Annotated in this window: 21 protein-coding genes and 1 pseudogene; 14 read left to right on the forward strand and 8 right to left on the reverse strand. The window is 72.3% G+C overall.

Features of this window, described 5'->3' with window-relative positions; genetic code table 11:
* Nucleotides 1–10: 10 nt before the first annotated feature.
* Nucleotides 11–307 carry an MTH1187 family thiamine-binding protein gene (locus AC3IX6_RS10870; protein WP_489369964.1) on the reverse strand — a complete coding sequence of 99 codons (297 nt, stop codon included), beginning with the start codon at nt 305–307 and terminating at the stop codon, nt 11–13.
* The gene (locus AC3IX6_RS10875) at nt 304–648 is read right to left on the reverse strand and encodes a DUF3817 domain-containing protein (RefSeq protein ID WP_382970677.1); all 345 of its coding nucleotides are present in this window, start codon (nt 646–648) and stop codon (nt 304–306) included. Before AC3IX6_RS10875 ends, AC3IX6_RS10870 begins: the two co-directional genes overlap by 4 nt.
* A gap of 171 nt (nt 649–819) precedes the next feature.
* Here AC3IX6_RS10875 and AC3IX6_RS10880 point away from each other — a divergent pair, with 171 nt between their 5' ends.
* The 5 genes from AC3IX6_RS10880 to AC3IX6_RS10900 all read left to right on the forward strand — a co-directional run bounded on the left by AC3IX6_RS10880 (nt 820) and on the right by AC3IX6_RS10900 (nt 4,167).
* Nucleotides 820–1,458, forward strand: a complete 639-nt coding sequence (locus AC3IX6_RS10880) for an AIM24 family protein (RefSeq protein ID WP_489369965.1) — start codon at nt 820–822, stop codon at nt 1,456–1,458.
* A complete protein-coding gene (locus AC3IX6_RS10885) occupies nt 1,458–2,108 on the forward strand; it encodes an AIM24 family protein (protein ID WP_250744760.1) in 651 nt (216 codons plus the stop codon). The genes AC3IX6_RS10880 and AC3IX6_RS10885 overlap by 1 nt, the downstream gene beginning before the upstream one ends.
* Before the next feature lie 11 nt (nt 2,109–2,119).
* Nucleotides 2,120–2,923 (forward strand): AIM24 family protein, encoded by an 804-nt coding sequence (locus AC3IX6_RS10890; RefSeq protein ID WP_489371403.1) that lies wholly within the window; start codon nt 2,120–2,122, stop codon nt 2,921–2,923.
* 69 nt (nt 2,924–2,992) lie between these two features.
* Nucleotides 2,993–3,469 (forward strand): MarR family winged helix-turn-helix transcriptional regulator, encoded by a 477-nt coding sequence (locus AC3IX6_RS10895; protein ID WP_489371404.1) that lies wholly within the window; start codon nt 2,993–2,995, stop codon nt 3,467–3,469.
* Between the two features lie 122 nt (nt 3,470–3,591).
* Nucleotides 3,592–4,167, forward strand: a complete 576-nt coding sequence (locus tag AC3IX6_RS10900; RefSeq protein WP_489369966.1) for a PepSY domain-containing protein — start codon at nt 3,592–3,594, stop codon at nt 4,165–4,167.
* Nucleotides 4,168–4,248: 81 nt separating this feature from the next.
* On the opposite strand, the gene AC3IX6_RS10905 is transcribed toward AC3IX6_RS10900, so the two are convergent.
* The 3 genes from AC3IX6_RS10905 to AC3IX6_RS10915 form a co-directional block, all read right to left on the reverse strand.
* Entirely contained in the window at nt 4,249–4,323 is a 75-nt protein-coding gene (locus AC3IX6_RS10905; protein ID WP_099895366.1) for a 50S ribosomal protein bL37, read from the reverse strand.
* A 40-nt stretch (nt 4,324–4,363) separates the two neighbouring features.
* Complete coding sequence (gene meaB, locus AC3IX6_RS10910; protein WP_489369967.1) at nt 4,364–5,377, reverse strand: methylmalonyl Co-A mutase-associated GTPase MeaB; 1,014 nt, start codon at nt 5,375–5,377, stop codon at nt 4,364–4,366.
* A gap of 96 nt (nt 5,378–5,473) precedes the next feature.
* A complete protein-coding gene (locus AC3IX6_RS10915; RefSeq protein WP_489369968.1) occupies nt 5,474–6,670 on the reverse strand; it encodes an acetyl-CoA C-acetyltransferase in 1,197 nt (398 codons plus the stop codon).
* A gap of 137 nt (nt 6,671–6,807) precedes the next feature.
* On the opposite strand from AC3IX6_RS10915, the gene mce reads away from it, so the two are divergent.
* The 7 genes from mce (at nt 6,808) to AC3IX6_RS10950 (ending at nt 17,214) form a co-directional block, all read left to right on the forward strand.
* Nucleotides 6,808–7,236 (forward strand): methylmalonyl-CoA epimerase, encoded by a 429-nt coding sequence (mce, locus tag AC3IX6_RS10920; protein WP_274549601.1) that lies wholly within the window; start codon nt 6,808–6,810, stop codon nt 7,234–7,236.
* A 181-nt stretch (nt 7,237–7,417) separates the two neighbouring features.
* The gene (gene scy, locus AC3IX6_RS10925) at nt 7,418–12,007 is read left to right on the forward strand and encodes a polarized growth protein Scy (protein ID WP_489369969.1); all 4,590 of its coding nucleotides are present in this window, start codon (nt 7,418–7,420) and stop codon (nt 12,005–12,007) included.
* Nucleotides 12,008–12,209: 202 nt separating this feature from the next.
* Nucleotides 12,210–13,148 (forward strand): coiled-coil domain-containing protein, encoded by a 939-nt coding sequence (locus AC3IX6_RS10930; RefSeq protein ID WP_243336252.1) that lies wholly within the window; start codon nt 12,210–12,212, stop codon nt 13,146–13,148.
* A 117-nt stretch (nt 13,149–13,265) separates the two neighbouring features.
* Nucleotides 13,266–14,288 carry an ATP-binding cassette domain-containing protein gene (locus tag AC3IX6_RS10935; protein WP_489369970.1) on the forward strand — a complete coding sequence of 341 codons (1,023 nt, stop codon included), beginning with the start codon at nt 13,266–13,268 and terminating at the stop codon, nt 14,286–14,288.
* 2 nt (nt 14,289–14,290) lie between these two features.
* Nucleotides 14,291–15,070 (forward strand): ABC transporter permease, encoded by a 780-nt coding sequence (locus tag AC3IX6_RS10940; protein WP_489371405.1) that lies wholly within the window; start codon nt 14,291–14,293, stop codon nt 15,068–15,070.
* Between the two features lie 135 nt (nt 15,071–15,205).
* Nucleotides 15,206–16,357, forward strand: coding sequence for an ABC transporter ATP-binding protein (locus tag AC3IX6_RS10945; protein ID WP_489369971.1), 1,152 nt, complete (start codon nt 15,206–15,208; stop codon nt 16,355–16,357).
* A complete protein-coding gene (locus AC3IX6_RS10950) occupies nt 16,354–17,214 on the forward strand; it encodes an ABC transporter permease (protein ID WP_489369972.1) in 861 nt (286 codons plus the stop codon). Before AC3IX6_RS10945 ends, AC3IX6_RS10950 begins: the two co-directional genes overlap by 4 nt.
* 36 nt (nt 17,215–17,250) lie before the next feature.
* Here AC3IX6_RS10950 and AC3IX6_RS10955 read toward each other — a convergent pair whose 3' ends face one another.
* Nucleotides 17,251–17,592, reverse strand: a complete 342-nt coding sequence (locus tag AC3IX6_RS10955; RefSeq protein ID WP_254384262.1) for an ATP/GTP-binding protein — start codon at nt 17,590–17,592, stop codon at nt 17,251–17,253.
* 242 nt (nt 17,593–17,834) lie between these two features.
* Between AC3IX6_RS10955 and AC3IX6_RS10960 the strand changes: the two genes are divergently transcribed.
* Entirely contained in the window at nt 17,835–18,866 is a 1,032-nt protein-coding gene (locus tag AC3IX6_RS10960; protein WP_489369973.1) for an LLM class flavin-dependent oxidoreductase, read from the forward strand.
* 141 nt (nt 18,867–19,007) lie between these two features.
* On the opposite strand, the gene AC3IX6_RS10965 is transcribed toward AC3IX6_RS10960, so the two are convergent.
* Nucleotides 19,008–19,400 (reverse strand): SCO5389 family protein, encoded by a 393-nt coding sequence (locus AC3IX6_RS10965; protein ID WP_243336246.1) that lies wholly within the window; start codon nt 19,398–19,400, stop codon nt 19,008–19,010.
* Between the two features lie 220 nt (nt 19,401–19,620).
* On the opposite strand from AC3IX6_RS10965, the gene nucS reads away from it, so the two are divergent.
* Complete coding sequence (nucS, locus tag AC3IX6_RS10970) at nt 19,621–20,292, forward strand: endonuclease NucS (protein WP_250744748.1); 672 nt, start codon at nt 19,621–19,623, stop codon at nt 20,290–20,292.
* 1,206 nt (nt 20,293–21,498) lie between these two features.
* Here the strand turns inward: nucS and AC3IX6_RS10975 are convergent.
* Nucleotides 21,499–23,322 (reverse strand): annotated as a pseudogene (locus AC3IX6_RS10975) (ATP-binding protein); the annotation flags it as partial.
* Between the last annotated feature and the right edge of the window lie 138 nt (nt 23,323–23,460).

The raw sequence follows: 23,460 nt of genomic DNA on the forward strand, positions 1-23,460 counted from the left end.
TGTGAGCCGCTCAGCCCCCGGCGAGGTGGCGTTCGACCGTTGCCATCTTGGACGTCATGCCGTCCGTGACGCCGGGGCGGATGTCGGCCTTGAGGATGAAGGAGACCCGGGGGGCGCGCTCCTCCACGGCGGCGACCGCACGCTTGACCACGCCCATCACCTCGTCCCACTCACCCTCGATGGTGGTGAACATGGCGTCCGTGTGGTTCGGCAGCCCCGATGCGCGCACGACGCGGACCGCGTCGGCCACGTACTCGCCGACCTCTTCGCCGACGCCCAGCGGGGTCACCGAGAACGCGATCATCATGCGCGGGCCGCCTCACGGGCGCGGGCGGCGAGCACGCCGGCCGACTCGTCGCGCTTGAGCAGCCGGTCGCCGTAGAGCCCGCCGAAGGGGACCAGCGCCAGCAGGAAGAACAGGGCGACCTTCTTCAGGGGCCACTTCGCCTTGAACCAGACGTCCAGCAGGAAGACGCCGTAGATGACGAACAGGATCCCGTGGATGACGCCGAGCGGCATCATCAGGTAGTCGATGTCCGAGATCCGGCTCAGCACCGAGCCGAAGATCAGCAGCGCCGGGAACGAGAGCGCCTCCGGTACGGAGATGAGGCGCAGCCGGTGCAGGGCGGAAGCGGTCTTGATGTCCACGTGGAACCTTCGCGGTGGATGCCGGGGGTCCGTCCCAGTGTCTCAGCCGCCCCGGGCGATCTTGGCGCGGGGCCCGTGGTCCCGCCGGACCGGGGCGGACCGGGCCGAACCGTGACGGATATCGGCCAACGGGCCCTGTTCGGTGCCGCCCGCTGCGGATAACGTCTTCCCGTGGCTCAGTTCCGACTCCAAGGCAGCAAGGTGCTCGCCGTCGACCTGACCGGGGACGCCGTGAAAGCGAAGAACGGCGCCATGGTCGCGTACGACGGCCAGATGGCCTTCAAGAAGATGACCGGCGGCGGCGAAGGCCTCCGCGGAATGGTGACCCGGCGGCTCACCGGCGAGCAGATGACCGTGATGGAAGTGCAGGGTCACGGCACCTGCTTCTTCGCCGACCGGGCGAGTGAGATCAATCTGGTCAATCTGCGCGGCGAGAAGCTGTACGTCGAGTCCAGCAACCTGCTGTGCACCGACGCCGGTCTGCGCACCGGCACCACCTTCACCGGCCTGCGCGGTGCGACGACGGGCAACGGCCTGTTCACCACCACCGTGGAGGGCAGCGGGCAGGCGGCGATCACGTCCGACGGCCCGGCGGTGGTGCTGCGCGTCAGCTCCCAGTACCCGCTCTCCGTCGACCCGGGGGCGTACATCGCGCACACCGGGAACCTCCAGCAGTCCTTCCAGTCCGGCGTGAATTTCCGCACGCTGATCGGCGAGGGCTCCGGCGAGGCGTTCCAGATCCGCTTCGAGGGCGAGGGCCTGGTGTACGTGCAGCCCAGCGAGCGCAACACCATCGGGGGCGACGTCTGATGCCGTTCCGCGAGATCAACTCGAAGATGGTCGAGGCCCAGGTCGTACCGGGGCAGAAGATGTACAGCCAGCGGGGCGCGATGCTCGCCTACCGCGGCGAGGTCTCCTTCACCCCGAGCCTGACCGGTGGCCAGGGCGGCGTGATGGGCATGATCGGACGCCGCGTGGCGAACGAGCAGACCCCGCTGATGGAGGTCGAGGGCAGCGGCACCGTGATGTTCGGGCACGGCGGTCATCACATCCAGGTCATCAGCCTCACCGGCGAGACGCTCTACGTGGAGGCCGACCGGCTGCTCGCCTTCGACGGCACCTTGCAGCAGGGCACGATGTTCATGGGCGCGCAGGGCGGGGTCATGGGCATGGTGCGCGGCCAGGTGACCGGCCAGGGCCTGTTCACCACCACCCTCAAGGGCCACGGCTCGGTGGCCGTGATGGCCCACGGCGGGGTCATCGAGCTGCCGATCCACCCGAACCGCCCGATCCACGTGGACCCGCAGGCCTACGTCGCCCACCACGGCGAGGTCCGCAACAAGCTGTCCACGGCGCTGGGCTGGCGGGACATGGTCGGGCGCGGCTCGGGCGAGGCGTTCCAGCTGGAGCTGTCCGGTCAGGGCGCGGTGTACGTACAGGCCTCGGAGGAGAAGCTGTGAACTTTGGTCCCGTGACCGGTGGACCGGGAGGTCCGACCGTCTTCGACCCGTACACCCTGCCGTCCGACGACAACGTCAACGCCTACACCTTCTGCGTGGAGCTCAAGGGGAGCCAGTGGTTCTTGCAGAAGGGCAAGATGATCGCCTACTACGGGCGCATCGAGTTCAACGGCATCGGCCACGGCCGCTTCGACCGGCTGCTGCGCACCAGCTTCCACTCGCCGCTGCACGCGAGCGACTGGGTGGTGGCCGAGGGCCAGGGCAAGATGCTGCTGGCCGACCGGGCCTTCGACGTGAACTCGTACGACCTGGACAACGGCAACCTGACCATCCGGTCGGGCAACCTGCTCGCCTACCAGCCCTCGCTCGCGCTGAAGCAGTCGATCGTCCCGGGCTTCCTCACCCTGATCGGAACCGGGAAGTTCGTGGCGGCCTCCAGCGGCCCGGTGGTGTTCATGGAGCCGCCGCTGCGGGTGGACCCGCAGGCGCTGGTGGGGTGGGCGGACTGCCCCTCCCCCTGCCACCACTACGACCACGGGTACATGTCGGGCGTGATCGGCGGCCTGCGCTCGCTGACGGGAATCGGGGGCTCCTCCGGCGAGGAGCACCAGTTCGAGTTCGTGGGTGCGGGTACCGTGCTTCTCCAGTCCTCGGAAATGCTGATGCCGGAGCAGGCGGTCGGGGCCGTGGGCGCCGGCGCGGCCACGGGGCAGGCGCAAGGCGTTCCCGGCCAGGGCCAGGGTCCGCTGGGGCAGGCGGGTGTACCGCGGATGCCGGGGCAGCTGGGTGATCTCCAGAGGCGCTTCGGACTGTAGGAAACCTCTCACCTCGCAGTATTTTTGTACGCAATTCAACTTCTTAGGTAGAGTTCTTTCATGGAGACCATCGAGACCGAGACGGCCACACCCTGGCTGACCGACGCCGAGCAGTGCGCCTGGCGCACCCACCTGGACGTCAGCAGACTGCTGTCGCACCAGCTGGAAAAGGACCTCCAGCCGTTCGGGCTCACCAACAACGACTACGAGATCCTCGTGAACCTCTCCGAATCCGAGGAACACCGGATGCGGATGAGCGATCTCGCGACGTCGACGCTGCAGTCCAAGAGCCGGCTCTCCCACCAGATCACCCGCATGGAATCGGCGGGCCTGGTCCGCCGCGTGAACTGCGAGTCCGACCGCCGCGGGCTCTACGCCGTCCTCACGCCCGAGGGCATGGAGACGATGCGCAAGGTCGCCCCGCACCACGTGGCGTCCGTCCGCCGGCACTTCATCGACCTGCTCCCGCCGGACGCCCTCGCCGCGCTGCGCGCCGCGCTCGGCCCGGTCGCCGAGCACCTGCGCGCGGACCGCGGCAAGGCCTGACCCCCGGGCCGGTCCCCGAGCGGCGGGCCTCGGCCGCAGGCCGGAGAATGGGCGGTAACGCTCGCTCGCCGGCCGCCGCCGAGCAACCGTAAGCGCCATGGCCGGCCTGAGGAGGTCACGCCATGAAGCGCACCCTGTACGTCTCGTCGGCCGCGGCCGCCGCGGTCCTGCTGGTCGCGGGGCCGGTGGCGGCCGCCGCCGCGTCCGCGGCCGAAGCGGCCGGCGGCAGCGTTTCCGCGCCCCTGCGCGCCGCGGTCGATGCCGAGGGGGCCGCCGCGGCGGCCCTCAAGAGCCATCCCGGAGTCATCGAGTCCCTCGACAAGGACGGCCCGGTCTGGCACGTCAACGTGATCGGCAAGGACGGCGGCAACACGGAGCTGCTCGTCACCGCGGCCACCGGATCGGTCGCCGTCGAGAACGCGGACGAGAACGACGACGACGGGAACGAGGACGCCGCCCTGGTCGCCGCGAAGGTCACCGCCCAGCAGGCCATGAAGGCCGCGGTCGCCGCCCATCCCGGCCAGGTCTGGTCGGTGCAGTGGGACGACGATGACGACAACAACACGACCTACTGGGACGTGGAGGTCAAGTCCGGCGGCACCACGACGAACGTCCACGTGGACCCCACGTCCGGCAAGGCCACCGTCTCCCACTCGGACGACGAGAACGACAACGACGAGAACGACGACAACGGCTAGGGCCCCCGCCCCCGCCCCGCACGTACGGAAGCCGCACCCCGTGGACCGGGTGCGGCTTCCGTGTGTGGTCAGTCCTCACGGTCAGGCGTTGGGACGCTTTCCGTGGTTTGCCTTCTTCTTCTTGCGGGCTCGCTTCTTGTTGCCGCGCTTCGCCATGAAACCTCCCTGCGTTGGGGCATTCCGGGCGTTCGCCAGTCTATGACCGGCCCGCGGGCTCCGCATCCGGTTCCGACGGTTCCGACGCTTCCGCCGCTTCCGTCAGGGTCGCGAGCAGCGCGTCCGAAGCCGCGTACGGATCCAGCTCGCCCGCCGCCACCCGCCCGGCCAGGGCCTCCAGGCGGGCGTCGCCGTGCACGTCGGCCAGCCGGGCCCGCAGCGCGGTGATCGCGATCGTTTCCACCTCGCGCGCGGCCCGGGCCGTACGCCGCTGCGCCAGCACCCCGCGCTCGTCCATCCACGCCCGGTGCTTCTCCAGCGCCTCGACCAGCTCGTCGATGCCCGTACCGCGCGCCGCGACCGTCTTCACGATCGGCGGCCGCCAGTCGCCCTTGCCCCGGGACTCCCCCAGGCTCAGCATGTGGTTCAGCTCCCGGGCGGTGGCGTCCGCGCCGTCCCGGTCGGCCTTGTTCACCACGTAGACGTCGCCGATCTCCAGGATGCCCGCCTTCGCGGCCTGGATCCCGTCGCCCATCCCGGGGGCCAGCAGCACCACCGAGGTGTCGGCCTGCGCCGCGATCTCCACCTCCGACTGCCCGACCCCGACGGTCTCGACCAGGATCACCTCGCAGCCGGCCGCGTCCAGCACCCGGATCGCCTGCGGGGCGGCCCAGGCGAGCCCGCCCAGGTGGCCGCGGGTGGCCATGGAGCGGATGTAGACCCCCGGGTCGGAGGCGTGGTCCGACATCCGCACCCGGTCGCCGAGCAGCGCGCCCCCGCTGAACGGCGAGGACGGGTCGACGGCCAGGACGCCGACCCGCTTGCCGGCCTGCCGGTACGCGGAGACCAGCGCCGAGGTCGTCGTGGACTTGCCGACGCCCGGGGAGCCGGTCAGGCCCACCACGTACGCGTTGCCCGTGAGCGGCGCCAGCGCCGCCATCACCTCGCGCAGCTGCGGGGACGCCCCCTCGACCAGCGAGATCAGCCGGGCGACCGCTCGCGGCCTGCCCTCACGGGCCTGGGCCACCAGCTGGGGGACGTCCACCGCCGTCATTCTTGCTGCGCTCCTTCGTTCTCGCGGGTCCCGCGTGTCTCGTACGGGATACGGCTTACGGGTGCGGGTGCGGGCGGCCGGACGGCCGCCCCTCCCCTACGGGACGCGGACGATCAGGGCGTCGCCCTGGCCGCCGCCACCGCACAGGGCGGCCGCGCCGACCCCGCCGCCGCGGCGCTTGAGCTCCAGCGCCAGGTGCAGCACCACACGGGCGCCGGACATGCCGATCGGGTGACCCAGGGCGATGGCGCCGCCGTTGACGTTCACCTTTTCCGGGGTCACGCCGAGGTCCTTCATCGACTGCACGGCGACCGCCGCGAAGGCCTCGTTGATCTCGATGAGGTCGAGGTCCTCGACGCCGAGGCCCTCCTTCTTCAGGGCGTGCAGGATCGCGTTGGACGGCTGCGACTGGAGCGAGTTGTCCGGACCCGCCACATTGCCGTGGGCGCCGATCTCGGCGAGCCACTCCAGGCCCAGCTCCTCGGCCTTGGCCTTGCTCATCACGACCACGGCGGCGGCGCCGTCGCTGATCTGCGAGGAGGTGCCCGCGGTGATGGTGCCGTCCTTGGCGAAGGCCGGGCGCAGCTTGCCGAGGGATTCGACGGTGGTCTCGGCGCGGATGCCCTCGTCCTGCGAGAACACCACCGGCTCGCCCTTGCGCTGCGGGATCTCGACCGGGGTGATCTCGGCCTCGAAGACGCCGTTCTTCTGCGCGGCGGCGGCGCGCTGGTGGGAGGTGGCCGCGAACGCGTCCTGCGGGGCCCGCTCGATGCCGAGGCGGGCGTTGTGCGTCTCGGTGGACAGGCCCATCGGGATGTTCTCGAAGGCGTCGGTGAGGCCGTCGTAGGCCATCGCGTCGAGCATCTCGATGGCGCCGTACTTGAAGCCCTCGCGGGACTTCGGCAGCAGGTGCGGGGCGTTGGTCATGGACTCCTGACCGCCCGCGACCACGATGTCGAACTCCCCGGCGCGGATCAGCTGGTCGGCCAGGGCGATGGCGTCGAGGCCCGACAGGCACACCTTGTTGATGGTGAGCGCGGGCACGTTCATGGGGATCCCGCCCTTGACGGCGGCCTGGCGGGCGGGGATCTGGCCCGCGCCGGCCTGGAGCACCTGGCCCATGATCACGTACTGGACCTGGTCGCCGGAGATCCCGGCCCGCTCCAGCGCGGACTTGATGGCGAAGCCGCCGAGGTCGGCACCCGAGAAGGACTTCAGCGAGCCGAGCAGTCGCCCCATGGGCGTGCGGGCCCCGGCGACGATCACTGACGTGGTGTTGTTCGTTCCGGACATGGAGCACAGCCCCTTGAAGATGAGGAGTGAACGAGGGTTTACCCGAATGTACTGAGCGGTACCCGTGCCGTCACCGGCCCGCCAGTGTGATCGCGCGCACGTTGCGTAACCGCCCCCGGTAGCGCTGCACTGTGTCCATGCTGACAAGAATCGACCACATCGGGATCGCCTGCTTCGACCTGGACAAGACGGTTGAGTTCTACCGTGCCACGTACGGCTTCGAGGTGTTCCACTCCGAGGTCAACGAGGAACAGGGCGTCCGCGAAGCCATGCTGAAGATCAACGAGACCTCCGACGGCGGAGCCTCGTACCTCCAGCTCCTGGAGCCCACCCGCGAGGACTCCGCGGTCGGCAAGTGGCTGGCCAAGAACGGCGAGGGCGTCCACCACATCGCCTTCGGCACCGAGGACGTCCAGGGCGACTCGGAGGCCATCCGCGGCAAGGGCGTCCGCGTCCTCTACGACCAGCCCCGCACCGGCTCGATGGGCTCCTCGATCACCTTCCTGCACCCCAAGGACTGCCACGGCGTCCTCACCGAACTGGTCACGAGCAACCCCGACCACTGATGTCCCGTTTCCCCGGCCGGTAGAGTGGCTTTGGCTCGGCCGGGGTTCGGTGCGGAGACGGGGTCGGGGCCTGTATCGACCGACCCGGTATCTGACACCATTCCCCGGGGGCGTCGTTCAGCGGGCGGACGGTGCTCATTCGGTAGTGAGCTTGCGACCAGGGGACGGATGGGACCGCGCTGTGCGGGGCTACGAAAGCCAGGAGAGCCATCAGGCCGAGGCCGACCATCTCTCGCGCTTCGAAGCCGAGATGGAGCGGCTGAAGAAGGAACGCGGGAAGGCCGTCCAGCACGCCGATGACCTGGGGTACCAGGTCGAGGTGCTGCGCGCCAAGCTCCACGAGGTACGCCGCAACCTGGCGTCCCGCCCCGCCTACGACGGCGCGGACATGGGGTACCAGGCGGAGCAGCTGCTCCGTAATGCCCAGATCCAGGCCGACCAGATGCGTTCGGACGCCGAGCGCGAACTGCGCGACGTCCGGGCGCAGACCCAGCGCATCCTCCAGGAGCACGCCGAGCACCAGGCGCGGCTCCAGGCGGAACTGCACGCCGAGGCCGTCAACCGCCGCCAGCGCCTGGACCAGGAGCTCAGCGAGCGCCGCCAGACGGTGGAAGCCCACGTCAACGAGAACGTGGCCTGGGCCGAGCAGTTGCGTGCCCGCACCGAAGCGCAGGCCCGCCGGCTCATGGACGAGTCCCGCGTCGAGGCCGAGCAGACCCTGAACACCGCGCGCGCCGAGGCCGCCCGGGTCGCCTCCGAGGCCACCCGCCGGCTCGCCTCCGAGAACGAATCCGCCCGCGCCGAAGCCGAGTCGACGCTGCTGCGCGCCCGCAAGGAGGCCGAGCGGCTGCTGACCGCCGCCTCCGCGCAGGCCCAGGAAGCCACCGAGCACGCGGAGCGGCTGCGCTCCACCACCTCCGCCGAGGCCGAGCAGACCCGCCGCCAGACGATGGAACTGGGCCGGGTCGCCGAGCAGCGCACGCAGGAGGCCGAAGGGGCCCTGCGCGAGGCGCGCGCGGCCGCGGAGAAGCTGCTCGCGGAGGCCAAGGAGAGCGCCGCACGGCAGCTCGCCTCGGCCGAGTCCGTCAACGAGCAGCGCACCCGTACGGCCAAGGAACAGGTGGCCCGCCTGGTCGGCGAGGCCAACAAGGAGGCCGAGGCCCTCAAGGCCGAGGCCGAGCAGGCGCTCGCCGATGCCCGCGCGGCGACCGAGCGGCTGCGCAAGGAGGCCGGCGAGCAGGCCCGTACCGCGGCGGCCGAGGACACGGCGGCCCAGCTGGCGAAGGCGGCCCGCACCGCCGAGGAGGTCCTGAACAAGGCCTCGGAGGACGCCCGCGCCACCACCCGGGCGGCGTCCGAGGAGGCCGAGCGGATCCGCGGCGAGGCCGAGGCGGAGGCCGAGCGGCTGCGCGCCCAGGCCGCGGCCACGGCCGATGAGCTCAAGGGCGCCGCGAAGGACGACACGGAGGAGTACCGGGCCCGTACGGTCGAACTCCAGGAGGAGGCCCGCCGGCTGCGCGGCGAGGCCGAGCAGCTGCGCGCGGAGGCCGTCGCCGAGGGCGAGCGGATCCGCGGCGAGGCCCGCCGCGAGGCGGTCCAGCAGATCGAGGAGGCGGCCCGCACCGCCGAAGAGCTGCTGGGCAAGTCCCGGGCCGACGCCGACGAGGTGCGCGCCGGAGCGAACACCGAGAGCGAGCGGGTCCGCGGCGAAGCCGTCGAGCGGGCCACCACCCTGCGCAAGCAGGCCGAGGAGACCCTGGAGCGGACCCGCGCCGAGGCCGAGCGGCTGCGCGCGGAGGCCGAGGAGGAAGCGGAGTCGGTACGGGCCGAGGCGGACGCCGCGGCGGCCGTACGGCGCGAGGAGACCGAGCGGGCCCTGTCGGCGAAGCGGGCGGAGGCCGACGAGGAGCTCGTCCGGCTGCACACCGACGCCGAAGGACGCCTGGCGACCGCCGAGCAGACGCTGCGCGACGCCCGGACGGCCGCCGAGAACATCCGCAAGGAGACCGCCGAGGAGAGCGACCGGCTGCGCGCGGAGTCCGGGGAGCGGATCCGCACGCTGCAGGCGCAGTCGGAGGCGGAGGCCGAGCAGCTGCGCACCGACGCGGCCGAGGACGCCGGCCGGGTCCGTGCGGAGGCCGAGCAGGCCGCGGTACGGCTGACCGGCGAGGCCGAAGCCGAGGCGGAGCGGCTGCGTTCCGAGGCGCAGGAGACCGCGGACCGGCTGCGCGCGGAGGCCAAGGCCGCCGCCGAGCGGGTCGCGCAGGAGGCCGCCGAAGCGCTGGCCGCCGCGCAGGAGGAGGCTGCCCGGCGCCGCCGGGAGTCCGAGGAGACCCTGGCTTCGGCGCGTACGGACGCGGAGAGCGAGCGGGCGCAGGCCCGGGAGGAGAGCGAGGAGCTCCTCGCCCAGGCCCGCAAGCGTTCCGAGGAGGCCACGGCCGAGGCCGTCTGGCTCACCGAGGAGGCCGAGCGGCGCGCGTCCGAGGTGGTCGCGGCGGCCGAGGCCACCGCCCAGCAGGTGCGCGACGCCGTGGCCGGGCTGCACGAGCAGGCCGAGGAAGAGGTCGCGGGGCTGCGCAGCGCCGCGGAGCACTCCGCGGAGCGCACCAAGACGGAGGCCGAGGAAGAGGCCGGCCGGGTGCGCGCCGACGCGTACGCGGAGCGGGAGCGGGCCACCGAGGACGCCAACCGGATCCGCACCGAGGCGCGCACCGAGACGGACGCGGCGAAGGAACTGGCGGCGCGCACGGTCGGCGACGCGATCGCCGAGGCCGAGCAGCTGCGCACGGACACGGCGGAGTACGCGCAGCGGGTCCGCACGGAGGCCACCGACGCGCTGGCCGCCTCCGAGCGCGACGCGGCCCGTACGAAGGCCGACGCCCGGGACGACGCCAACCGGATCCGCGGCGAGGCCGCGGAGGCCCTGGAGGCCGCTCGCGCCGAGGGCGGCCGGATCGTCGCGGAGGCCACGGCCGAGGCCGAGCGCCGCACCGAGGAGACCCGCGCGGCCAACGAGGCCACGGTCACCACGGCCGCGGCGGAGGCGGCGCGGCTCACGGCCGAGGCCGAGGCCGCCGCCGAGGCGACCCGTACAGAGGCCGCGGGCACGCTGGACGAGGCCCGCTCCGAGGCGAACCGGCTGCGCACGGAGGCGGCCGAGCAGGCGGACCGCCTGATCTCCGAGGCCACCTCGGAGGCGGAGCGGCTCACCGAGGAGACCCGCGCGGCCAACGCGCTGACGGTCGGTGAGGCCGAGGCCGCGGCCGAGGCGCTGCGGGCCGAGGCGGCCGCCGCCCTGGACGCGGCGAAGGCGAAGGCGGAGCAGCTCACGGCGCAGGCCGCGCAGACGCTGGCCGGTGCCGAGCGGGACGCGACGGGGATCCTCGTCGACGCCCGCAACGAGGGCGACCGGCTCGTCGAGGAGACGCGCACGGCCAACGAGGCCACCGTCGGCGAGGCCGCGGCGGAGGCCGACCGGCTGCGCGCCGAGGCGGCGCGCACCCTGGACGACGCCCGCGCGGAGGGCGGCCGGATCATCGGCGAGGCCACCGCGGAGGCGGACCGGGTCACGGTCGCGGCGAACGAGACCCTGGCGGGCGCCGAGCGGGAGTCCGAGCGGACCCTGGACGAGGCGCGCGCCGAGGCGGGCCGGATCCGCACCGAGGCCGCCGAGCAGGCGGACCAGCTGGTCGGCGAGGCGGTCGCCGAGGCGGACCGGCTCACCGAGCAGACCCGCAAGGACACCGAGCGCACGGTCGGCGAGGCGGCGAACGAGGCCGAGCGGCTGCGGGCCGAGGCCTCCGAGGCGCTGTCCTCGGCGCAGGAGCACGCGACCCGTACCCGGTCCGAGGCCGAGCGGGTCAAGGCCGAGGCCGCCACCGAGGCGGAGCGGATCCGCAGCGAGGCGCGCACCGCGTCGGAGCGGGTGCTCGACGAGGCTCGCGAAGAGGCCAACAAGCGCCGCAGCGAGGCCGCGACGCAGGTCGACCGGCTCATCACGGAGGCCTCCTCGGAGGCCGAGAAGCTCACCGGGGACGCGCAGAAGCAGGCCCTGGCCGCCACGACGGCGGCCGAGGAGCAGGCGGACGCGATGGTCGACGCGGCACGCAAGGAAGCCGCGCGGATCTCCTCGGAGGCGACCGTGGAGGGCAACTCCCTGGTGGAGAAGGCCCGTACGGACGCCGATGAACTGCTGGTCGGGGCGCGCACCGACGCGTCGGCCATAAGGGATCGGGCGGAGGAGCTGCGCGGCCGCGTCGAGGCGGAGGTCGAGGAGCTGCACGAGCGGGCCCGCCGGGAGTCGGCCGAGCAGATGAAGTCGGCCGGCGAGCGCGTGGACAAGCTGGTGCGGGCGGCGACCGAGCAGAGCGTCGAGGCGGACGCGAAGGCCAAGGCGCTGGTGTCGGACGCGAGCAGCGAGGCGAGCAAGGTCCGCATCGCCGCGGTGCGCAAGGCGGAGGCGCTGCTCAAGGAGGCCGAGCAGAAGAAGGCCGAGCTGGTCCGGGCCGCCGAGGGCACGCTCGCGGAGGCGACGGCGGAGGCCGAACGGCTCGTCGAGGAGGGCCGGCGCGAGCTGGAGGTCCTCGTGCGCAGGCGCGAGGACATTCAGGCGGAGATCTCCCGTGTCCAGGACGTTCTTGAGGCGTTGGAATCATTCGAGGCGCCTTCGGGTGGCGGAAAGTCCGGGGTCGGCGGCCAGGGCGCGGGGGGCGTGAAGGCCGGTGCGACAGCGGGTTCCACTCGTTCGGGTGGCAAGACGTCGGAGGGCTAGTCAGCACGCTCGACTCTGTGCTCCTGATGGAGGTTCAGGCGAACGAGTGACAAGCATTCTGTCGCCTTGCCACTCAAAAGGGGTGTCATTGTCCAGATCAAACGCGGATTGACTCGATGACACGCCGTCTTGGCGCCTAGGATTCCCCTTAACACCTAACACCTCGCGTAGCACCTCATCGGTCTCATTCGACAGGAACCCCATGAGCGACACATCCTCCCCCTTCGGCTTCGAGCTCGTGCGGCGTGGTTACGACCGCGGTCAGGTGGACGACCGCATCACCAAGCTGGTCTCCGACCGTGACAGCGCCCTCGGACGTATCAACTCTCTGGAAAAGCGGATCGAGGAGTTGCACCTCGAGACGCAGAACGCCCAGGCTCAGGTGAACGACGCCGAGCCGTCGTACGCCGGTCTCGGCGCCCGGGTCGAGAAGATCCTGCGCCTGGCCGAGGAGGAGGCGAAGGACCTCCGTGAGGAGGCCCGTCGCGCGGCCGAGCAGCACCGCGAGCTCGCCGAGTCGGCCGCCCAGCAGGTGCGCAACGACGCCGAGTCGTTCGCCGCCGACCGGAAGTCGACCGCCGAGGACGAGGGCGTCCGGATCGTCGAGAAGGCCAAGGGCGACGCCGCTTCGCTGCGCACCGAGGCCCAGAAGGACGCGGCCTCCAAGCGCGAGGAGGCCGACGCGCTCTTCGAGGAGACCCGCGCCAAGGCCGCCCAGGCCGCCGCGGACTTCGAGACGAACCTGGCCAAGCGCCGCGAGCAGTCCGAGCGCGACCTGGCCGGCCGTCAGGCCAAGGCCGAGAAGCGCCTCGCGGAGATCGAGCACCGCGCGGAGCAGCTGCGCCTGGAGGCCGAGAAGCTCCGTACGGACGCCGAGCGCCGCGCCCGCCAGACCGTGGAGACCGCGCAGCGCCAGGCCGAGGACATCGTGGCCGACGCCAATGCCAAGGCCGACCGGATCCGCAGCGAGTCCGAGCGCGAGCTGGCGGCGCTCACCAACCGCCGCGACTCGATCAACGCGCAGCTCACCAACGTCCGCGAGATGCTGGCGACGCTGACGGGTGCCGCGGTCGCCGCCGCCTCCGCGCCGATCGACGACGAGCCGGTCACCCGCGGCGTTCCGGCGCAGCAGAGCCGCTAGTCACCAGTCGCGAGTCGCCGGAGAGTTGCCGGAAGGCGACAATCCGCTTCGACACCGAGGGCCCTTCGTCACCCGTGAGAGGTGGCGTAGGGCCCTCGGGCGTTCTAGCGTGGCGTAATGATCGAGCTTGAGGGCCTTACGAAACGATTCGGCGCGAAAACCGCCGTGGACAACCTCAGCTTCCAGGTCAGACCGGGGGTGGTCACCGGCTTCCTCGGCCCCAACGGGGCGGGCAAGTCCACGACCATGCGCATGATGCTGGACCTCGACAATCCGACCAGCGGTACGGTCCGGATCGACGGGAAGCACTACCGGGACCTGCCGGAGCCGCTGAAGTACATCGGGGCACTGCTGGACGCGAAGGCGATGAACGGCGGCCGCAGCGCGTACAACAACCTGCTCTGCCTCGCCCAGTCGAACCGGATCCCGCGCAGCCGGGTCTCCGAGGTCCTGGACCTGGTCGGCCTGAGCGCCGTGGCGAACAAGAAGTCGAAGGGATTCTCGCTGGGTATGGGCCAGCGGCTCGGCATCGCCTCCGCGCTGCTCGGCGACCCGGAGATCCTGATGTTCGACGAACCCGTCAATGGTCTGGACCCGGAGGGAATTCTCTGGATCCGCAATCTGATGAAGGGTCTCGCGGCCGAGGGAAGGACGATCTTCGTTTCTTCCCACCTGATGAGCGAAATGGCCCTGACCGCAGAGCATTTGGTCGTCATCGGACAGGGAAAGCTGCTCGCCGACCTGTCCATGGCCGATTTCATCCAGCAGAACTCCCGCAGCTTCGTCCGCATGCGATCTCCGCAGCAGGAACGGCTGAAGGACGTCCTGCACGAGGCCGGTATCGACGCGATCAGCGTCCCGGCCACCGGCACCCTGGAGATCGACGGCGTGGGAGCGGAACGGCTCGGCGAGCTGGCCGCCCAGCACCAGATCGTGCTGCACGAACTCAGCCCGCAGCGGGCCTCACTGGAGGAAGCGTTCATGCGCATGACGGCGGACTCCGTCGAGTACCACGCCCACGCACCGGGGGCGGGCGGCTTCCCGTCCGGTTCCGGCATGGCCGCGGACAACCCCGCACGACCGGCCGACGTACCCGCCTGGGGCGCCGGCTTCGAAGCTCAGCGCAAGGGCGGTAAGTGACCATGTCCGCCTTCCCCGCCGTCCTCCAGTCCGAGTGGACCAAGATCCGCTCGGTCGCCTCGACCGTCTGGACCCTGGCCTCGGCCGCCATCGTCACCGTCGGCATCAGCTCCCTGCTCTGCGTGTTCATCAACTCCTCCTTCAAGGACATGCCCGCGCAGGAGCAGGCCACCTTCGACCCGACGCTCGCCAGCTTCGCCGGCATGTCCCTCGGCCAGCTCGCGATGATCGTGTTCGGCGTGCTGGTCGTGGGCACCGAGTACAGCTCGGGCATGATCCGCACCTCGCTCGCCGCGGTACCCCGGCGCGGCAGCTTCCTGGCCGGCAAGCTCCTCGTCGCCACCGGGCTCGCCCTGATCGTGGGCCTGATCACCAGCTTCGCGTCCTTCTTCATCGGACAGGCGATCCTGGGCGACCGCAGCATCGGCATCGACGAGCCGAACGTGCTGCGCGCCGTCTTCGGGGCCGGGCTGTACATGGCGATGCTCGCGCTGTTCTCCATGGGCGTGGCCACCATGCTGCGCAGCTCGATGCTCTCGCTCGGCATCCTGATGCCGTTCTTCCTCCTGATCTCGACCATCCTCGGGGCGGTCCCGGCGACCCGGAAGGTGGCCCAGTACTTCCCCGACCAGGCCGGTTCCAAGATCATGCAGGTGATCCCGGGGGCGATGGGCAGCGAGAAGGTGCCCTACGGTCCCTGGGGCGGTTTCGGGATCATGGCCCTGTGGGTGCTGGCGGCCGTGCTCGGCGGCTACCTCGTCCTCAAGAAGAGGGACGCCTGACGTACTACGGGAGATCCCCGGGTCGGTTCTCAGGGGTAGCTCAGGGTCGGGGACGACGTGGAACCGGAAGGGACTGGATATCCTCTTAACCCTTACGCGGGCGAGAGTCGTCCCGGCCTGGCAAGGGGCAGCAAGATGATCGAGGCAGTCGGCCTGACCAAGCGCTTCGGCGCGAAGACCGCTGTCGACGACCTTTCCTTCCAGGTCAAGCCCGGTCACGTGACGGGATTCCTGGGGCCCAACGGCTCCGGGAAGTCCACCACGATGCGCATGATCGTCGGCCTGGACCGGCCCACCGCCGGCCGGGTCACGATCAACGGCCTGCCCTTCCGCGAGCTCCCGAACGCCCAGCGGCACGTCGGAGCCCTGCTCGACGCCAAGGCCGTCCACGGCGGCCGCAGGGCCCGTACCCACCTGCTGTCGATCGCCCAGCTCTCCGGGATCCCCGAGAAGCGGGTGGACGAGGTCCTGGGCGTCGTGGGGCTGCAGGACGTGGCCCGCCAGCGTGCCAAGGGCTTCTCGCTCGGCATGGGCCAGCGGCTCGGCATCGCGACCGCCCTGCTCGGCGACCCCCAGGTGCTGCTCTTCGACGAGCCGGTCAACGGCCTCGACCCCGAGGGCATCCTCTGGGTCCGCAATCTGATGCGCCGGCTCGCCTCCGAGGGCCGCACCGTCTTCGTCTCCTCCCACCTCATGAGCGAGATGGCGCTGACCGCCGACCACCTGATCGTGATCGGCCGGGGCCGGCTGCTCGCCGACATGGGCACCCAGGACTTCATCACCCACAATTCGGCCGGATTCGCCCGGGTCCGCACGGCCGACACCGACCCGGGCGGCTGGGACACCCTCGGCTCCGTCCTCACCAGGGCGGGCGGCCGGGTCCTGCGGGAGCCCGACGGGGCCCTGCGGGTGACCGGGCTGGAGCTGCCGCGGATCTCCGACCTCGCGCACGCGGCCGGCGTACGGCTGTGGGAGCTGTCGCCGCACCGGGCCTCGCTGGAGGAGGCGTACATGCGGATGACCCAGTCCTCCGTCGAGTACACCTCCACCGAGGACCCGCGCGCCGAGCTCTGGGAGCCCGAACCGCTGAGCGTCCCGAAGTGGGAGGAGGAAGAGGCCGCCGAGGCCCTCCAGGTCCCGCAGGCGGGCTTCTTCGCGCCTCCGCCGCCCGGGTCGTCCGGCAGCCGGCCGTTCCTGATGCCCACCAGCCCCGGTGAGCTCGCCGGGCCCGGGCCCGACCCCGACCCCGTGCACACCCCCGCGCAGAAGCCCGAGGACACCCGATGACCGCCCCGACGACCGCGACCGCCGGGGACCAGGGCCCGGCGGGCTACACCTCGCCGCTGCCGACCCCCCGGCCGCACCTGGGGCACGCGCTGGCCTCGGAGTGGACGAAGCTGACCTCGGTGCGTTCCACGATGTGGACGCTCGGCTCGCTGGTGCTGCTCGTCGTCGGCATCGGCGGCACGGTCATCGTGCAGACCCGGGACGTGGACTACGAGCAGATGCCGTTCATCGCCCCCGCCCTCTTCGGACTGCTGGTCGGGCAGCTCGCGGTGATGGTGCTCGGGGTGCTGACGATCACCTCCGAGCACGGCACGGGCCTGGCCCGCACCACCTTCACGGCGGCCCCCGACCGGTACCGGGTGCTCACCGCGAAGTACCTCGTCTTCGGGCTGACCGCGTTCCTCACCACGGCCGGGTCGGTCTGCCTCGTGGGGCTGACCGCGTCGATCCTGCGCGACGGCGCCGAAGCCGGGGCGCACCCGGCTTCCGAGTGGGCCTCCGGGCTGGTGGGCAGTCTGTACGTCACCCTGCTCGGCGTCCTGGCCCTGGCGATCGGGGCGCTGGTGCGGCATTCGGCGGGGGCGATCGCCGTGATGCTCGGCGTCGTCACGCTGCCGCCGGTGATAGGGGCGGTGCTCAGCATCTGGGAGGCCCTCGCCCCGGTCGGGACGGCCCTGCTCAAGTACAACGTGCCGGTGGCGATGATGGAGCTGTTCGGCATGCCGACCAACGCCTCCGACCCGTCGGGCAACGTCATGGCGCTCCCGGGCGGCCTGCACCACATGGCACTGATCCTGCTGGTGACGGGCGCCGCGGTCGCCGCCTCGTACGTGGTGGTCGGCCGCCGGGACGTCTAGGCCGTCTCCGGCCGGGCCCTCTCAGGCCGTCTCCGGCTAGTACTTGGGAGCGTTGCGGGACCGCTGCACCTTGGAGGTGCGGCGGTCCTTCGCGTTCCAGCAGGCCTTGTGCCAGTGCCGGCGGTCGTCGACCCCGCCGTACTCGGGCCAGGCCACCAGGTGCGGGGTGCCCGAGGGGATCTCCTGGTCGCAGCCGGGGCAGCGGTAGCGCTTGCCCGCGGCGCTCGCGCCCGCGACGTGCCGGACCTTCCAGTCCTCGCCCTGGTACTCCTCCGTGCGCTCCAGCCCGTACCGGTCCAGACTGCCCGGGCCCGAGCCCTGGTCCGATCGATCGGCTGGATTCTCGCCGCCCCTGGGGCGGTTGTGGCGCGGTGACACGTATACCTCACGGATGGGCGGACGGCAGTGACTTTCTCCCAGACTACGCGCAGCGAGCCCGGGTACCCGCAGGGTGGCCGAAGGACGACCGTAGTACGGATCAACCGGTTGGCGTGACTGGCCCGACAATCCCAATAACTTTCCGGTGAGGCCGTGCCTTTGGCACGTGTCAGACGTTGTTGCCAGTGAGGAAACCGGTCCGCCTGGGGGAGGCCGCGTCAGCCGCGAGGAGGCTAAAGGCGATGCGCGTAGGAGCATTTGTACTGGCGGCCCAGTTCCCGGGACAGGGACAGGGCGAGGCACTGCACCGGGCGGTGCGGACCGCCGAGGTGGCCGAGGAGGCCGGACTCGACTCGGTCTGGCTCGCCGAGCACCACTTCGTCCCGTACGGGGTCTGCCCGTCCGCCGTGACCCTGGCGGCCCTGATGCTGGGCCGCACCCGGCGGCTGCGGGTGGGGACCGCGGTGAGCGTGCTGCCGAACACCCACCCGGTGGCCCTGGGCGAGCAGGCGGCCCTGCTGCACCTGACCTCGGAGGGGCGGTTCACCCTGGGGGTGGGCCGGGGCGGTCCTTGGGTGGACCTGGAGGTCTTCGGCGGTGGGCTCGACGCGTACGAGCACCGCTTCCCGGAGGACCTGGACCTGCTGCGCCGCTGGCTGGCAGAGCCGCGCGTGGGGGCGCCGGCGGCCACGGCAGGCGGCCGGGACGGCTTCCGCGAAGTGGCCGTCGTACCCCGTGCGTCGGAGGCGCTGGACGGGGACGGGACTGGGCCGGAACTGATCGTCGCCTGCACCTCCCCGAGCTCGGTACGGCTGGCCGCGGAGCGCGGACTGCCGATGCTGCTGGGCATGCACTGCGGGGACGAGGACAAGGCCGCCATGGTCGAGCTGTGGCGGCGTACGGCGCGGGCCGCGGGGCACTCGCCCGAGGCGGGCCACGTGTCGGCCGGGGTCTGCCAGCTGGCGGACCGGACGGCGGACGCCCGCGAAACGCTGCTGAAGGCGATGCCGGGCTGGCTCAAGCAGGGCCTGGACGCGCACGTCACGGTGGACGGACGGCACCGGGCGATGCGGGACCCGGTCGCGTACACCGAGCTCCTGTGCGATCTGCACCCCGTCGGCACCCCGAAGCTCGCGGCCGACCGGCTGGCGGCCACGTCGGAACGTACGGGCATCACGCGGTTCGCCCTGCTGACGGAAGGATCGGGCGATCTCGCCTCGACCGAGGAGAACCTCCGGCGCCTCGGCGCCGAGGTGCTGCCCCGGCTCGGCTGAGACCAGGGCTGCCGCTCCGTTGGCACCGGAGCGGCAGCGAGGTACCGGTCGTGCGGCGATACGGTCGTACGGCGGTGCGGAGTGCGGTCGTACGGGCTGTGCCTGCTCGTACTGGTCGTGCTGGTTGGTGCGGTCTTCCTGCTAACAGTCACGCATTTCGGGCGACTGGTTGAGCAGCTGACCACGGATCGAAGTGAACTTGGCCAGCCGGTCGTCCACCGAGGAGTCCAGCGGGAACACCGCTACCCGGTGGCAGTTCTGGAATGCCAGGCGCACTCCGAAGTGGCGCTGCAGCGCACCCCGTATCGCGTCACTCGCAAGGGCACGCAGCAGCTGGCCACGCGCCTGCTCGTCGGGCGGCGGCGTCTGGTTGTCGGCGAACTGTCCGCCGTCCACCTTGAGCTGGGCCACCAGCGAGCTGATCATCTCCCATGCGTAGGGCAGGGAGGTCCGGACGCAGTCGACGAAAGCGGCTTCGTCGACCTCGCCTCGCTCGGCCTGTTCGAGTAGGGCCGGTGAGACGTCGAGCGACATGGGTTCTCCTCTCGCGACTCCGGCCGATTGGGTTGCCGGAGCCTTACGGGCAGGGAGGGAGATCGCGACGCAGCGTGCACGCTTCGCAACCTCCCGCTCACCACGGTAGGCGCCCGTCGGGTACCGCACCAGGAGAATGCGCATACAACGCGCCATCCTCGAACGGGGCTTTCGGGGGCGAATCGCGTGCAGGCCCATCGGTCGAGTAGCGTTGCCGACCATGCGTCTCGTCATTGCCCGCTGCTCCGTCGATTACGCGGGCCGGCTCACCGCCCATCTGCCCTCGGCACCCCGTCTGATCCTCGTGAAGGCCGACGGCAGTGTCTCGATCCACGCGGACGACCGAGCGTACAAACCGCTCAACTGGATGTCCCCGCCCTGCACCCTCAAGGAGGGGAGCGGCGACGACGCCGGCGTCTGGACCGTCGTCAACAAGGCGGGCGAGAAGCTCATCATCACCATGGAGGAAGTCCTCCACGACTCCTCGCACGAGCTGGGCACCGACCCGGGCCTGATCAAGGACGGGGTCGAGGCCCACCTGCAAGAGCTCCTGGCCGACCGGATCGAGACCCTCGGCGAGGGCTACACGCTGATCCGCCGCGAGTACATGACCGCGATCGGACCGGTCGACATCCTGTGCCGGGACGCCTCCGGCGCGACCGTGGCGGTGGAGATCAAGCGCCGCGGCGAGATCGACGGCGTCGAACAGCTCACCCGGTACCTGGAGCTCCTGAACCGGGACCCGCACCTGTCCCCCGTCAAGGGGATCTTCGCGGCCCAGGAGATCAAGCCCCAGGCCCGCGTCCTGGCGAACGACCGCGGCATGGACTGCGTCGTCCTCGACTACAACGCGATGCGCGGCATCGAGGACGACAAGCTCCGCCTGTTCTAGGGCCTGCGCGGGGCGGCGGCGACTGCCGTCCGCCCCGGCGGTGCGGACGGGCCGTCAGGGTGTGGTGGTCGCCGTCTCGACCGTAGCCGGCAACGGGGGCTTCGGTTCCTCGGTCGGCTCCGTGTGCGTGGGGCTCGGCGATACGGACACGCTCGGGCTCGGGGACGCCGGCGGGCTGCTCACCGGCGGGGCCGAGCTCGTCGGCGGCGGCGGAGGCGGGAGCGCCGGGCTCGACGAGGACGGAGTCGGCGTCGGCTTGGCCGAAGGCGTCTTGCGCGGCGACGGGGTCGTACCCGGTGCCTGCGCGGTGGGGGAGGAGACTTCCGGCTCCGGCGAGGGATCGCCACTGCTCGGACCCGGAGTGCTCGGCTGCGGCTGCTCCTCCTGCGAGGTCGGGGCCGTGGAGACCGCGGGCGCCTGCGCCGGCGGCTCCTCATCGGTGGTCATCGCCAGGGCGACCACCGTGCCCAGCACCACGACGGTCACCGCCCCGGCCGCGGCCAGCAGCAGCGGCTTGCGGCTGGGCTTCGGCTTCGGCGCGGGCGTCGTCCTGGGCGCCGGGGCCGGCTCGGGGCTGAGCGGGAAGGCGTCCTCGAACGCCTCGGCCAGGGTCGCGGGCGCGACCGAGCCCGGCGGCGCCACCGCGGGCACGACCGTCGTGAAGGGGTCCGGAGCCCGCGTCGCCGCACGCTCGGGTACGGGGGCGGCCCCGGGGCCCGCCCCGGGCAGGGCGGCGAGGGCCTTCGACAGGGTCGCCGGAGTCACGGGAGCAGCGGGTGCCACCGGAGCCCCGGGCGCGGCCGGCGTCCCGGCACCACCGGGAACCGAAGGCGTCCCGGCAGCGCCAGCAGCGCCAGCAGCGCCAGCAGCGCCAGCAGCGCCAGCAGCGCCAGCAGCGCCAGCAGCGCCAGCAGCGCCAGCAGCGCCAGCAGCCAACGGAGTCCCTGCCGCACCGGGAACGCCAGGAACCCGGGGAACCTCGGGAAGCGGCGGAGCCCCGGCGGGCCCGGCGGCCCCAGGAACCCCAGGAACCCCAGGAACGAACGGACCCCCGGGGAGACCAGGCGGAGCCGGAACCCCGGGCGGCAGTCCGGGAACCCCGGCCAGCCCGGCCAGCCCGGGCGGCAGCGGAGCCCCCGCAGCCCCGGGAACCGGCGGAAGACCCGGAACACCGGGAACCGGCGGGACACCGGTGACGCCCGGCCCACCCGCACCACCCGGTGCCCCCGAAACCGGCGCGACACCCTCGGCACCCGCGGCACCCGGGATCCCCGGCACGCCCGCACCACCCGGTGCCGCAACCGGCGGGACGCCGGCCCCGCCCGGCTGACCCGCCCTCGCCGGTCCCCCGGCGGCAGCCGCGGACGCGGTCGGCGGAGCCAGGCGCAGCGGGGGTGATGTCTGGGTCTCCGCGGCTTCCCGGTCGGTGACCAGGGCCAGGGCCCGCCGTCCCGCCACGGTGCCCCGCTTGTCGGCCAGCGCGCCGCGCAGCCCGATCGAGGCCTCCAGTTCGGCCCGTGCCCGGTCGACCCGGCCCTCGCACAGGGCCAGTACGCCCAGCTCGTGGTGGAAGTACGCCTGCTCCGCGACCTCTCCGGCCTTGCGCGCGGCCTCCGCGCCCGCGCGCAGCACCCGCTCCCAGGCCTCCCAGTGCAGCGAGGCCGCGAACGCCGGGGCCGCCGTCCGCGCCAGCAGCACCGCGGCCACCACATCGGCCCCGGCCAGCGCCGAGAGCACCGCGTCGGCCTCCGCCGCGACCCGCTCCGGGCTGACCGAGGTGTGCCCGGTCCACCAGGCGTAGTGCCGGGCGGCCGTACGGGCTTCCTCGGCCGCGGTGTCCCCGTAGCCGGTCTCCTCCAGCTGTCGCACGACGCCCGCGGCCAGCTGGTAGCGCGTCCCGACGGGGCTCAGCAGCCCGCAGTCGAGGAGCTCCGCCACGGCCGTGTCGGCGTGCGTGTCGCCGACCAGCGCGGGCAGGTGCGCGTGGTGCGGCAGCTCCCCGCCGAGCGCGCAGGCGATCCGCAGCGCGGCCCGCGCCGACTCGCTGACCCGCGAGGCGAGCAGTTCCGCCGGGGCGGCGGCCTCGGCCAGCGTCGGCAGCGGCACGAACACGGTGTCGCGCGGCTTCTCCTCGAAGACGCCGCGCTCCTCGTCCTCGCCGTCCTCGTCGTCGTAGCCGGTGCGGTTGAGTTCGTCGCGCTGTCGCAGCAGCGCGGCCGCCTGGACGAAGCGCAGCGGCAGCCCTTCGGAGGCGAAGCTCAGGTCGCCCGCCCAGGCGGTTTCCTCGTCGGTCAGCGTCCGTCCGGTGCCCGCTTCGAGCAGGGCCGCGCAGTCGGCGCGGGACAGCCCGCCGAGGAAGACCTCTTCGAGGTGCGAGTCGTCGGAGGGGGCCCGGGTGTCGGGGGTGGCGGCGAGCAGGTACGCGCACTCCGGCGTGGCCCGCAGCAGTTCGTCGAGGGCGGTGCCGCCCATCTCGAGGTCGTCGACGAGGACGACGGCGCCTATCTCCGCCACCTTGGCGAGGAGGCCGGTCCGGTCGGGGCGTTCGCCGGGAGCCTCGTAGACGGTGGCGTACAGCGCCTGGAGCAGCTCGCCGGGCTGCTGGTGTCCCTGCGCGCAGAGCCGTACGACCCCGTCGGGGGCGAGGTCCGCGCAGGCGTCGGCGACCGCGTCGAGCAGCGCCGTGCGCCCGGATCCGGACGGCCCGGTCAGCCGTACGGAGCGGCCGCGCGCGAGGAGGCGTACGAGGCGGTCGCGCTCCTCCTCGCGGCCCAGCAGGGTCCGCGCACCGGCCGGGGCGCCCGGCGGTACGGGGGGCCGTGCGGCGGCCGCCGCGGAGGCGCGGGCGGCGGGGGTGCGCTTGACCGGGACGGGGGCGGGCTCGCCTCCGGGGCGGTGCGTCCGGACGATCTCGCTGCCGTCGACGGGGTTCACGGTGAGCGTGTAATCCCCCGAGGTCAGCGTCACCACGCGCGCCGGCGGCTCCGCCGGATCGGCCTGCGCCTGCTGCCCCTGTGTGCTGCGGTCCATGACCAAGTCCCCCGATCGCGCCGTGCGCCGTCGTCTCGCCCGGCCTTCGCACACGCCGCTGTCGCTACTGGTCCGGTTTCCGCCCGAACCCTAGACCGTGCCCGGGCGGGCGTGAACCGCAGGGGTGCCTTCACCACC

Source organism: Streptomyces sp. GL_141 (assembly GCF_057834385.1).

Excerpts from the sequence above, each read along its gene's own strand:
- AC3IX6_RS10950 (WP_489369972.1), top strand. The coding sequence starts at position 16,354 with ATGACCGCCCCGACGACCGCGACCGCCGGGGACCAGGGCCCGGCGGGC.
- AC3IX6_RS10960 (WP_489369973.1), top strand. The coding sequence starts at position 17,835 with ATGCGCGTAGGAGCATTTGTACTGGCGGCCCAGTTCCCGGGACAGGGA.
- AC3IX6_RS10900 (WP_489369966.1), top strand. The coding sequence starts at position 3,592 with ATGAAGCGCACCCTGTACGTCTCGTCGGCCGCGGCCGCCGCGGTCCTG.
- meaB (WP_489369967.1), bottom strand. The coding sequence starts at position 5,377 with ATGACGGCGGTGGACGTCCCCCAGCTGGTGGCCCAGGCCCGTGAGGGC.
- AC3IX6_RS10945 (WP_489369971.1), top strand. The coding sequence starts at position 15,206 with ATGATCGAGGCAGTCGGCCTGACCAAGCGCTTCGGCGCGAAGACCGCT.
- AC3IX6_RS10930 (WP_243336252.1), top strand. The coding sequence starts at position 12,210 with ATGAGCGACACATCCTCCCCCTTCGGCTTCGAGCTCGTGCGGCGTGGT.
- AC3IX6_RS10885 (WP_250744760.1), top strand. The coding sequence starts at position 1,458 with ATGCCGTTCCGCGAGATCAACTCGAAGATGGTCGAGGCCCAGGTCGTA.
- nucS (WP_250744748.1), top strand. The coding sequence starts at position 19,621 with ATGCGTCTCGTCATTGCCCGCTGCTCCGTCGATTACGCGGGCCGGCTC.
- mce (WP_274549601.1), top strand. The coding sequence starts at position 6,808 with ATGCTGACAAGAATCGACCACATCGGGATCGCCTGCTTCGACCTGGAC.
- AC3IX6_RS10935 (WP_489369970.1), top strand. The coding sequence starts at position 13,266 with ATGATCGAGCTTGAGGGCCTTACGAAACGATTCGGCGCGAAAACCGCC.
- AC3IX6_RS10965 (WP_243336246.1), bottom strand. The coding sequence starts at position 19,400 with ATGTCGCTCGACGTCTCACCGGCCCTACTCGAACAGGCCGAGCGAGGC.
- AC3IX6_RS10915 (WP_489369968.1), bottom strand. The coding sequence starts at position 6,670 with ATGTCCGGAACGAACAACACCACGTCAGTGATCGTCGCCGGGGCCCGC.
- AC3IX6_RS10940 (WP_489371405.1), top strand. The coding sequence starts at position 14,291 with ATGTCCGCCTTCCCCGCCGTCCTCCAGTCCGAGTGGACCAAGATCCGC.
- AC3IX6_RS10870 (WP_489369964.1), bottom strand. The coding sequence starts at position 307 with ATGATGATCGCGTTCTCGGTGACCCCGCTGGGCGTCGGCGAAGAGGTC.